We start from the raw sequence: 12,030 nt of genomic DNA, 5'->3' as shown, positions 1-12,030 counted from the left end.
AATCACAAGTCCTCGTCCCTTTTTGGGGGATGAGGGCTTTTTTATGTTTATCTTCATTTAGCAGATGACTCTCACTTCTGAAGGAGAGGAGATTCAATACGGTTGTGGTTCCTTTTCAATGGGTGTACCAAACACCTACTGAATGAAGATAATGCCCCGGCGGATTTCCCGGATTTTCGAAGGAATGAATTGTGCGTGCACAATTCAAAATCCGGACGCAATTACGCCAAGGCGAAATTGATTTGTGGGTTCATATCGTGATTTTACAAAACATATAGGGAGGAACTTGTCATATGAAAGCAGTAGAAATTCGCCGCATGTATTTAGAATTCTTTAAAGAAAAAGGTCATCATCATGAGCCATCAGCACCACTTGTGCCAATCAATGACCCATCATTACTTTGGATTAACTCAGGTGTTGCAACACTTAAACCATATTTCGATGGTCGTATCATTCCTGAAAATCCACGTATTACAAATGCTCAAAAATCAATTCGTACAAATGATATTGAAAACGTAGGTAAAACAGCTCGCCACCATACGTTCTTTGAAATGCTAGGTAACTTCTCAATTGGGGATTACTTCAAAAAAGAAGCTATTCATTATGCTTGGGAGTTCTTAACAGATAAAAAATGGATGGGCTTTGATCCAGAGCTTTTATCTATTACTATCCATCCTGAAGATCAGGAAGCATATGATGTTTGGCATAACGAAATTGGTATTCCAGAAGAGCGTTTAATCCGACTAGAGGGGAACTTCTGGGATATTGGTGAAGGTCCATCTGGTCCTAACTCAGAGATTTTTTATGACCGTGGGGAAGAATACGGTTCAGATGAAAATGATCCAGAAATGTATCCTGGTGGTGAAAATGAACGCTATCTTGAAATTTGGAACTTAGTGTTCTCTCAATTTAACCATAATCCTGATGGCACATATACACCACTTCCGAAGCAAAACATTGATACAGGTATGGGTCTAGAGCGTATCGTATCAGTTGTTCAAAATGTTCCAACTAACTTTGATACTGATTTATTCATGCCTATTATTGAAAAAATCGAAAAGTTTGCAAATCGCAAGTACAAACGTCCAGGTGAAGTAGCGTTAAGTGAAATCTTTGGTTCAGAAGAAGATATCAATACACCATTTAAAGTTATCGCTGACCATATTCGTACAGTGGCGTTTGCTATTGGTGATGGTGCTCTTCCTTCAAATGAAGGTCGTGGTTATGTATTACGTCGTTTACTACGTCGTGCCGTGCGCTATGCAAAACAAATTGGCATTGAAAAGCCATTTATGTTTGAATTAGTACCAACTGTTGGTGAAATTATGAATGATTTCTACCCAGAGGTAACAGAAAAATGCGAGTTTATCCAACGTGTTATTAAAAATGAAGAAATTCGCTTCCATGAAACATTAGACGGTGGTCTTGCTATCTTTAACGAAGTAGTAGAAGCTCAAAAAGCAGCTGGCCATGACTATATCCCAGGTGCAGATGCATTCCGTTTATATGATACTTACGGTTTCCCAATCGAATTAACAGAAGAATATGCGGAAGAAGTAGGCATGAAGGTAGATCATGAAGGTTTTGAAGTAGCAATGGAAGAACAACGTGAACGCGCACGTGCAGCTCGTCAAGATGTGGATTCTATGCAAGTTCAAAACGAAGTGCTAGCAAACTTGACGGTTGCAAGTGAATTTGTAGGCTATGATACATTAACGACAGACTCAGAAATTGCTGCGATAATTGTCAATGGCCAAGTATCAAAGGTAGCATCTGAAGGGCAAGAAGCACTAGTTATTTTAGCTAAAACACCATTCTATGCTGAAATGGGTGGTCAAATTGCGGATAGCGGTGTTATTTCTAATGATAGCTTTACTGCCATTGTAAAAGATGTACAAAAAGCTCCAAATGGTCAGCCGCTTCATACTGTAATTGTAGAATCTGGCGAAATGCATGTTGAAGATGCTGTGAAAGCAGTAGTTAACCGTGAAGAACGTAATTTAATTATTAAAAACCATACAGCAACACATATTATGCAACGTGCATTAAAAGATATACTGGGCGACCATGTTAGCCAAGCTGGATCATATGTAGGACCCGATCGCTTACGCTTTGACTTCTCTCACTTCGGGCAAGTGACAAAAGAGGAATTACAACAAATTGAACGTATTGTAAATGAAAAAGTGTGGGATGATATAGAGGTCGTTATTGAAGAAAAAGGCATCGATGAAGCGAAAGCTATGGGAGCAATGGCGCTATTCGGTGAGAAATATGGCGATATCGTTCGCGTTGTTTCAATTGGTGACTACTCTATTGAGCTATGCGGTGGTATTCACGTAAAACGTTCTTCTGAAATCGGCTTCTTCAAAATTGTTTCAGAAGGTGGTATCGGTGCAGGTACACGTCGTATCGAGGCTGTGACAGGTAAAGTTGCTTATGAAGCAGTAAAAGAGGAAGAAGCTTTATTAATAGAAGCAGCAGCATTGTTAAAAGCAAATCCAAAAGATATTGTGACAAAAGTACATGCCTTACAAGCTGACTACAAAGATTTACAACGCGAAAATGAGTCATTATCACAAAAAATCGCGAATGCACAAGCGGGCGCTATTGTGGACGCAGCGCAAACTTTTGGTGATATAACTGTTCTTTCTACTAAAGTTGAGGCGAAAGACAATAACCAACTGCGTCAAATGATGGATGACTTGAAAGCAAAAATGCCTAAGGCTGTTATCGTTCTTGGTGCTGTCGATGGCGAAAAGGTTATGCTATGTGCTGGTGTAACAAAAGATTTAGTTGGTGGCAATTACCATGCCGGAAATATCGTTAAAATGGTAGCAGAAGCATGTGGTGGTAAAGGTGGCGGCCGTCCAGATATGGCGATGGCAGGTGCAAAAGATGCATCAAAACTTGATGAAGCACTACTTTCTGTGTATGATTATGTTAAATCCATTTAACTTCTTTCAGCGAAAAGAAGTTAAAGCCTCCGGCGGATGTCACGGAATCGGAAAAGGAGTTCTTAGGGGATGTTAGCCTAAGATCATCGCATCCATGCGATAACGGCTAACTGACCTGCATCGGTAAAAACGCCACGTCCTGTGGCATTACCGAAATGACCGACATCGTGTCGGCCCTCGTGCAGGCCTAAACACAAAGCCGATTCCGGACGCAATTATGCCGAGGCATAATTGATAATACGCCAAAACATGTTATAATAAAGAGAAATTGGAGATGAGCTTTTTTTGCACATCTCCTTATTTCTGAAAGCGAGGTGCTGGTCATGAGTTCATTTGATCAAACGATGAAATTTAATTTTCCAGAAGAATCAATGGAACAGGAAGTCAAGCAGGTAATGTTGAAAGTACATTCTTCACTAGAGGAAAAGGGATATAATCCTATCAATCAGATTGTCGGTTATTTACTTTCTGGTGATCCGGCGTATATTCCTCGCCATCAGGATGCTCGTAATTTAATCCGCAAGCTTGAGCGTGACGAAATTCTAGAAGAGCTTGTTAAATTTTATATTAAAAAGAATAACGAGGACTAGAAATGAGAATTATGGGATTAGACGTTGGGTCAAAAACCGTTGGCGTTGCTGTTAGTGATGCTTTAGGGTGGACGGCCCAAGGTATTGAAACCGTAAAAATTGATGAAGCTAACGGCGAGTTCGGTATTGAACGTATAGCCGAACTAGTGAAGGAGTATGCCATAACAGAATTTGTTGTAGGATACCCGAAAAACATGAATAATACGGTAGGACCGCGTGGGGAGGCTTCTGAAAACTATAAAAAGCTTTTAGAAGAGACTTTTTCTCTACCGGTCAAGCTTTGGGATGAGCGTTTAACAACGATGGCTGCTGAGCGTATGCTAATCGAAGCAGACGTGAGTCGCAAAAAGCGTAAGCAAGTCATTGATAAAATGGCTGCTGTGATGATTTTGCAAGGCTACTTGGATAGCAAAAATTAATTGATGAGGTGACACCACATGGCACACGAGCATAACCACGAAGAAGAATTACATGTACAACACATTACAGTGATTGACGAGAACGGAAACGAACAGCTTTGTGAAGTAATTCACGTACATGAATCAGCTGAATTTGGCAAATCATACGTATTTTACTCTATGGTAGGCGCAGAAGAAGATGAGGATGGATCTGTAGAAATCTTCGTATCTTCATTTGTACCATCTGAAAATGGTGAAGATGGTGAATTAACACCAATCGAAACTGAAGCAGAGTGGGATATGGTAGAAGACGTATTAAACGCTTTAGAGGATGAAGACGAAGATTAATTCGTAATCTTTAAAAGTGTGGAACAAGGATGGCAACAAGCACTCCTTGTTCCTTTTTTACTTTTGGAAGAACGTAGTAGCTATGAGGTTGTAAGATGAGTCTGTGTTGAGATAGTTTCAGTATCACCGGAAGATACTGAATATTTAAAGACTCGTATAGTTAAAAGGAGGAGATTGAATGAACGAGGAAACGCAAGAATTTCTTATAGTTGGAGAGGATGGCAAGGAACAAAAGTGTCGTGTTGTCTTCACCTTCGATGCAGAAGAAAAATCATATGTATTGTTTTCGTTAATTGACGAAGATGGTAATGAAGTCCCAGGTGACATTTCTGCTATGACATTTGATTATGATGATAACAATGGAGAAATGACAAATTTACAGCCTGTTGAAACAGAGGCTGAATGGGTAACTAAACTGTTACAACAAATTTAGACAAAACTATACTAACCCGTATAGAAGCATAGATTTATAACAGAATACCCTTCGTATCAAGCGATTGGTGCGAACTCCACGTTAATTGCTTTTAACTCCTAAAGCCTTGTGACCAACGCGGAGCTGGAAACGGCAGACGTAACGGTGCGAAAGCAGAAAAAACAACAAGGATGGCATAAGCTGAAAAAAATTACTCAGTGTCCGTAAAGGATCAACGTGACAACGGAAAACGGTGGCGCTAAGTGCTTTGACAATGGATGTTTAGCAGCGAACTCCTAAATCTCTAACGAGACAAGGAAGACGTTCAACGACTATCTCCTTGAGGGAGAGTAAAACCGCAAGCGAATGGCGGAAGAAAAATGTGGCTCTTATTAGAAGATAAGATGAAGATATAGTCTGCGCTTATGTGAAAGCATAAGAGGTCTACTCGTGAGAGAAAGACTGCATGAAGGGTTGCGCCTTTGTGTGAACAAGAAAAATATATACAAATATAAAAATGTAAATAACCTCTCTAGATAGGGTAAAGTACTCGGTGAATAAGGAAGACACAAAACGAAAGTCAAAAGATATAAGTTGTGTCACAGTAGAGATGTTTACATTTTTTAAGAAATGTATATGTTTTTCGTATCGGAAATGATTAATGAGGTAGTCCTCACACTTCTAGATGAGTTTGAAGAGGAGCCGCAGCTAATTACAGTAACAGATGAAGATGGAACAGATCAGGTATGTGAGGTCATTCATACATTTTCATCAGAACAATTTGGTAAATCCTATGTACTATATGTTCTGGCAACGGACAAGCCAATGGAAGAGCCAGATATTTTTGCTGCACAATATGTAGCTGGGAATGACGGAACAATTGAAGAATTATTACCGATTGAAACAGATGAAGAATGGGCATTTGTTGAAGATGTATTAAATGATTTGTAATAAAAACTCTGAGTGGTAAAGTGCTGCTCAGAGTTTTTTATCATTAAGCAACAAAACAACATTAAGGAATAGCTTGTGGAATATTAATAGAAAATTTTTATCTCATAAGTTTCCTTCTATAAATGAAATTTATGTAATTTCGACTGAATTTAATTGTTAAACATTAATGATTTAACACAAAACGCAAAAGTTTCTGTCCCCATGATGTCGTCAATTTTTCTCGAACTCTACTACTATTTCAGAATAATGAATAATTGGAGTTGGATAAAACAAAGGAGAATGTTTTTTTCTGTTGAGGATGTTATAAAAAAACGAAAAAAATATTCAATTAATCGGTGTTGATCCTCAGTTATTAGCTTGTTCATTAGCTGAAGCAGAAGCAGCGGCTGTCAATAAGATCTACGCCATAGATGGGGGCTATAATCCTATGGAGGATGCTATCATGATAGATGGAGCTGTTCGCATTATGTCAAAATTATTGCGACTATTGATATCGTGACAAAAGCAATGTAAGTTGTTGGTGGACGAAGTGTGTCTAAAGCTAGTAAATGTGTCAAACAAGAAGCTTTTCAATTATAGCCTCAAATAAGTAATACGTTATCACTTTTATATGACGTAGTAAGTTTCCAACCGTTAATGCGGGGAAAATATTATTGAATCTGCTAACAATTTAATTGGCAGATTTTTGTTTTTCATTATGGAAGTATTATTCGAACCTATCTTATCCTAATGTAATCTATCTCTATCTAGATTTCTCCAGTATTTTATCAAATCCATAAAACTGTTTTGATTTCACCTTGTTGACTAAACCTGTGAAAATCAACTTTGATTTATTATATTCATTCTTTTGTCGAAAGCTATTTCTATGTGTGATATTTCTACTGAATTATCCATTTCTGTTTGTCGTGAAAGTTGATTTCTAGTATGATAATGGAGTGATAGGGGGGAAACCCGTGAATAACGGTTCAAAAAAACAAGAAATGTTTTCAAAAATGCAAGAAAGAAAATCCGAGGTAAAAGTTGTGAGAAAAATCGTTGCTATTGTTGCAATTGCTGTTGTTCTAATAATAGGGATTGTCGGTTTACTTGGCTATAATTATGTGAAGAGTGCCTTAAAACCAGTGGATCCTGATGCGACTAAAACAATTGCAGTTGAAGTACCAATTGGCTCAAGTTTAGGATCTATTTCGACGCTCCTAGAGGAAAAAGGGATTATTAAAGATGCTCGTGTTTTTAAATACTATGCTAAATTTAAAAATGAATCTCAGTTCCAAGCAGGGAAATATGATTTAACACAGTCAATGACATTAGATGAGCTAATCGAAAGTTTAAAAACCGGAAAAGTATACCGTAAACCAGTCTTTACAATGACAATACCTGAAGGTTTAACACTTGAACAAATTGGGAATATTGTGGAAAAGAAAACACCATACACTCAAAAAGAATTTATGGCTTTAGTAACAAGCGATGCATTTGTTCAACAAATGAAGGCTAAATATCCTGATCTTGTGACAGATGCGGTTTTAGCTGATAATATTCGTTATGATTTAGAGGGCTATTTATTCCCTGCAACTTATTCTTATTTTGAAGAAAAACCATCATTGGAATCGATTGTAGACGAAATGGTAGGGGCAATGGACAAGGTTGTGAAAAATTATAGCGATGTTCTAGCTGAAAAGAAAATGTCAGTTCATCAATTATTAACATTTGCTTCTTTACTGGAAAGAGAAGCTACTGCCCAAACAGATCGAGAAACTATTGCGAGCGTATTCTATAATCGTATCGATCAAGGGATGCCACTACAAACAGATCCAACTGTTTTATATGCACTTGGATCCCATAAAGATCGTGTACTATATAAAGATTTAGAAGTAGATAATGCCTATAATACTTACAAAAATAAAGGCTTACCACCAGGTCCTATTGCAGGTGCTGGAAAAACTTCAATTGAAGCGGCGCTTAATCCAAGTAAAACAGATTATCTCTTCTTCTTAGCTGATAAAGAGGGTGTCAATCACTTCTCGAAAACTTATGAAGAACATTTACAGAAAGAAGAAAAATATTTGCGCAAGGCAGAGTAATTTCTTTTAACTTCTTTCAATAGAAGCCCCCGCTCCTTAATAGGTGACATGAATGGGAGTTTAAGTTAATTTCAGCGGGGGTAGTAAACATCTGCTGAAATAATTTAAAGCTGATTCCGGACGCAATTATGCCGAGGTATAATTGATATAATTAAAAAATAAATAGCAATAATGTGGATAGAAGGAAAGAAAAATAGCTTTCCTTCTATTTTCGTGCTATTATAAATTGTGATTTTTATTCAATCCGCATGGAAAAAATTCAATCAATCCGTTAATGCGGAATAATATACGTGGTGGCAATTGTTTTGAGCTTATAAAAACAATTGCTCATTTTTGTATGACGAAGTACCAAGACATCACGTTTGGTCTTTTTCTTTTTGTTGCTAAATGATGAAGCCTCCGGCGGATGTCACGGAATCGGTAAGGAGCTCTTAGAGGGTGTTAGCCTAAAATCATCGCATCCATGCGATAACGGCTAACTGACCTGCATCGTATTGTTGCTGTCGCTGCGTTAGCACTACGCTTTCGCACAAAAAACAACTGTTGCTGTCGCTGCGTTAGCACTACGCTTTCGCACAAAAAACAACTGTTGCTGTCGCTGCGTTAGCACTACGCTTTCGCACAAAAAACAACTGCAGGCCTAAGCATAAAGCCGATTCCGGACGCAATTATGTCGAGGCATATTTGATATGAGGGTGAACTTAAAAATGGAATTATCAGATGCATATATACAATCTTTTATTCAACCACGTAATGAATTGCTTTTAGAAATGGAAGCATTTGCTGAGGAGAATCATGTACCGATTATGCAGCTTGCAGGCATTGATGCACTAAATCAACTGCTACGTATTCAAAATCCGTCGAAAATTTTAGAGATAGGTACAGCAATTGGTTATTCTGCAATAAGAATGGCTGAGGCTTTACCGGATGTGCATATTGTTACAATTGAGCGTGATACAGAGCGTGTTTCTAGAGCAAAGGCTTATATTGAACGTTCTATAGTATCAGATCGTATTATGGTCATAGAAGGTGATGCCTTAGAGGTGAATGATGAAGCAATTCATACGACCTTCGATGCAGTTTTTATCGATGCTGCAAAGGGACAATATCAACGTTTTTTTGAAAAGTATGCTCCTCTTGTAAAATCTGGCGGAGTACTGTATATCGATAATATGTATATGCATGGCTTATCAGATTTGGATTTAAAAGATGTACCGCGTCGTAAGCGTACAATGATTCGCAATTTAAAAAATTTTACCGAGTGGATTATGCAGCACCCTGATTATACAAGTGCATTTTTACCAGTCGGTGATGGTTTATTACTATGTTTGAAGAGGTGACTATTATGAAAAAACCTGAATTGCTTGTTACTCCGCATTCAGTGGACCATGTAAAAGCACTTTTACAGGCTGGAGCAGATGCTTTTGTCATTGGTGAACAACAATTTGGTCTTCGTCTAGCAGGAGAATTTTCTGTTAGTGAAGTGGAAGAAGCTACAAAGCTGATTCATGCAGCGGGTAAAAAGGTTTATGTTGCGGTAAATGCGCTATTCCATAATGAAAAATTGGATGCGCTTGCCGAGTATTTAAAAGAAATGCAACGTATTGGCGTTGACCGTTTAATTTACGGTGATCCAGCAGTATTAATCATTCGTCGTGAGCAAGGTGTAACAATTCCGCTACACTGGAATCCAGAAACGACTGCAACGAACTGGTTTACGGCAAATTATTGGGGAAAACGCGGAGCAACTCGCGCAGTACTTTCACGTGAACTTTCTTTAGATGAAGTGCTAGAAATTAAAGAAAATACAGAAGTAGAGATTGAGGTTCAAGTACATGGAATGACATGTATGTTCCAATCAAAACGTCCATTACTAGGCCATTATTTCTTATATCAAGATAAGGTAATGGAAATTGAAAATCGTAAGGAAAACCGTAATATGTTCCTTCATGATGATGAACGTAATAATAAATATCCGATTTATGAGGACGCTAACGGTACTCATATTTTCAGTCCAAACGATATGTGCATTATTGATGAGCTTGGTGAATTATTCGAAGGTGGCATTGATGCATTGAAAATTGAGGGTGTTCTTCAAACACCAGAATATGTGGCCACGGTAACAGAAGCTTATCGTCAAGCAATTGACACATATTTTGACGAATCAGAAGATGCGTACGAAGATATTAAAGATGATTTATTAGCAAAAATTGAAGACATTCAGCCTACCATCAGACCTCTTGATACTGGCTTTATCTTCAAGGAAACAGTTTACTAGGAGGTGGCAAGAACATGGCATTAGTATTAGAGCAAAATGACAAAATCCGTGAGATTGTAGACGGTAAACGTGTCATTACAAAAAAACCAGAGCTACTTGCCCCTGCAGGTAGTTTAGAAAAATTAAAAGTAGCAGTCCATTATGGAGCGGATGCTGTATTTATCGGTGGACGAGAGTTCGGTCTACGTTCAAACGCAGATAACTTCTCTATTGAAGAAATGCGCGAAGGTGTTGAATTCGCCAATAAATACGGTGCAAAAATATATGTGACGACAAATATTTTCGCACACAATGAAAATATGGACGGCTTAGAGCAATATTTACAAGATATTGAATCTGCAGGTGTTACAGGCATTATTGTAGCGGACCCATTAATCATTGAAACATGCCGTACAGCTGCACCAAAGCTTGAAATTCACCTTTCTACACAGCAATCTTTATCGAACTGGAAGGCAGTACAGTATTGGAAAGAAGAAGGCTTACATCGTGTAGTATTAGCACGAGAAGTTGGCGGCGAAGAAATGAAGCTGATGAAAGAAAAAGTCGATATTGAAATTGAAGCTTTCGTTCATGGAGCAATGTGTATCGCCTATTCTGGTCGCTGTGTACTTTCAAATCATATGACTGCTCGTGACTCTAACCGTGGTGGTTGCTGTCAATCTTGTCGCTGGGACTATGATTTATATGAGCTAGAGGATGGCGAAGAAAAGGCACTTTTCGATGACAATCACGCACCTTTTGCGATGAGTCCGAAAGATTTAAAGCTGATTGAAGCAATTCCACATATGATTGAACTTGGTATTGATTCATTAAAAGTAGAAGGTCGTATGAAATCCATTCACTATGTTGCTACAGTTGTTTCAGTGTACCGCAAAGTGATTGACGCTTATTGTGCTGACCCTGACAATTTCAAAATTAAACGTGAATGGCTCGAGGAACTAGATAAATGTGCTAACCGTGATACTGCAGAAGCATTCTTCCATGATGCCCCTGGCCACGAGGAGCAAATGTTTGGTGTACATGGCCGTAAAACGACTTATGAATTTGCTGGTTTAATTTTAGAGCATGACCCAGAAACAAAAATTGTTACAATGCAACAACGTAACTATTTTAAACCTGGTGATGAGGTAGAGTTCTTTGGACCAGAAATCGAAAATTTCCGTTTTACAATAGGTGAAATTTGGGATGAGGATGGCAATAGCTTAGATGCTGCACGTCATCCACTACAAATTGTTAAATTTAAATGCGATACACCATTAAAACCACATAACATGATGCGAAAGGAGAATAATTAATGGCAGCAAAGCGTCCAGTCGTCATCGGAATCGCTGGTGGCTCATGCTCGGGAAAAACGAGTGTGACCCGTGCTATTTATGATGTTTTCCGCGATCATTCAGTAGTTGTAATTGAACAAGATTTTTACTATAAAGATCAAAGTCATTTAACTTTTGAGGAGCGTTTAGGTACAAACTATGACCATCCGTTAGCGTTTGATAATGATTTGTTAATTGAACACCTAAAAAAATTATTGGTTCGTCAACCAATCGAAAAGCCAGTATATGATTATGTGCAGCATACAAGAGCTCAAGAAGTTATTCATGTAGAGCCTGTAGATGTTATTATACTAGAAGGTATTTTAGTGTTAGAAGATGCAGACTTACGTGATTTAATGGACATTAAATTATTTGTAGATACGGACTCAGATTTACGTATTATTCGTCGTATAATGCGTGATATAAAAGAGCGTGGACGTACAACGGACTCTGTAATCGACCAATATTTATCGGCAGTACGTCCAATGCATAATTTATTTATTGAACCGACGAAACGTTATGCTGATATTATTATTCCTGAAGGCGGGGATAATGAGGTTGCGATTGATTTAATGGTAACTAAGATTAAAACTATCCTTGAAACCGACAACGTATTGTAATAAGATAGAGTGGTATTGACAATATTTACATGCAAATCTGTACATATTTCAGAAAGGCATGCATACTATTAGGTCAAAGAGTAAT

General features: G+C 38.1%; 11 protein-coding genes and 1 other annotated feature (1 of these 12 running past the window's edge). All 11 genes read left to right on the top strand.

From position 1 onward, the window contains the following. Positions 1–23 (top strand) — a binding site (T-box leader); it begins 192 nt to the left of the window's first position. 270 nt (positions 24–293) lie between these two features. Then, the gene (alaS, locus tag ACQKNC_RS02540; protein WP_427423308.1) at positions 294–2,954 is read left to right on the top strand and encodes an alanine--tRNA ligase; all 2,661 of its coding nucleotides are present in this window, start codon (positions 294–296) and stop codon (positions 2,952–2,954) included. Positions 2,955–3,277: 323 nt separating this feature from the next. Next, positions 3,278–3,544: an IreB family regulatory phosphoprotein gene (locus ACQKNC_RS02535; protein ID WP_004226839.1), complete on the top strand. Its 267-nt coding sequence runs from the start codon at positions 3,278–3,280 to the stop codon at positions 3,542–3,544. A 2-nt stretch (positions 3,545–3,546) separates the two neighbouring features. Next, on the top strand, positions 3,547–3,963 hold the full coding sequence (gene ruvX, locus ACQKNC_RS02530; protein ID WP_197145001.1) for a Holliday junction resolvase RuvX: 417 nt from the start codon (positions 3,547–3,549) through the stop codon (positions 3,961–3,963). An 18-nt stretch (positions 3,964–3,981) separates the two neighbouring features. After that, positions 3,982–4,290 (top strand): DUF1292 domain-containing protein, encoded by a 309-nt coding sequence (locus tag ACQKNC_RS02525; RefSeq protein WP_427423307.1) that lies wholly within the window; start codon positions 3,982–3,984, stop codon positions 4,288–4,290. A gap of 178 nt (positions 4,291–4,468) precedes the next feature. Further along, positions 4,469–4,723 carry a DUF1292 domain-containing protein gene (locus tag ACQKNC_RS02520; RefSeq protein ID WP_427423306.1) on the top strand — a complete coding sequence of 85 codons (255 nt, stop codon included), beginning with the start codon at positions 4,469–4,471 and terminating at the stop codon, positions 4,721–4,723. 615 nt (positions 4,724–5,338) lie between these two features. Beyond that, a complete protein-coding gene (locus tag ACQKNC_RS02515; protein ID WP_427423305.1) occupies positions 5,339–5,653 on the top strand; it encodes a DUF1292 domain-containing protein in 315 nt (104 codons plus the stop codon). Positions 5,654–6,606: 953 nt separating this feature from the next. Next, on the top strand, positions 6,607–7,734 hold the full coding sequence (mltG, locus tag ACQKNC_RS02510) for an endolytic transglycosylase MltG (RefSeq protein ID WP_427423304.1): 1,128 nt from the start codon (positions 6,607–6,609) through the stop codon (positions 7,732–7,734). A gap of 707 nt (positions 7,735–8,441) precedes the next feature. After that, positions 8,442–9,074, top strand: a complete 633-nt coding sequence (locus tag ACQKNC_RS02505; RefSeq protein ID WP_427423303.1) for an O-methyltransferase — start codon at positions 8,442–8,444, stop codon at positions 9,072–9,074. Positions 9,075–9,079: 5 nt separating this feature from the next. Then, the gene (locus tag ACQKNC_RS02500) at positions 9,080–10,012 is read left to right on the top strand and encodes a peptidase U32 family protein (RefSeq protein ID WP_427423302.1); all 933 of its coding nucleotides are present in this window, start codon (positions 9,080–9,082) and stop codon (positions 10,010–10,012) included. A gap of 14 nt (positions 10,013–10,026) precedes the next feature. Further along, the gene (locus ACQKNC_RS02495) at positions 10,027–11,307 is read left to right on the top strand and encodes a peptidase U32 family protein (protein WP_427423301.1); all 1,281 of its coding nucleotides are present in this window, start codon (positions 10,027–10,029) and stop codon (positions 11,305–11,307) included. Next, positions 11,307–11,945 (top strand): uridine kinase, encoded by a 639-nt coding sequence (gene udk / locus ACQKNC_RS02490; RefSeq protein ID WP_049667740.1) that lies wholly within the window; start codon positions 11,307–11,309, stop codon positions 11,943–11,945. The genes ACQKNC_RS02495 and udk overlap by 1 nt, the downstream gene beginning before the upstream one ends. Positions 11,946–12,030: the final 85 nt, after the last annotated feature.

The organism is Lysinibacillus sp. NPDC094177, from assembly GCF_050279145.1.
Lineage (GTDB): Bacteria > Bacillota > Bacilli > Bacillales_A > Planococcaceae > Lysinibacillus.
The sequence above is the reverse complement of the archived record's forward strand: the minus strand, read 5'-3'. Positions and strand labels throughout refer to the sequence as shown.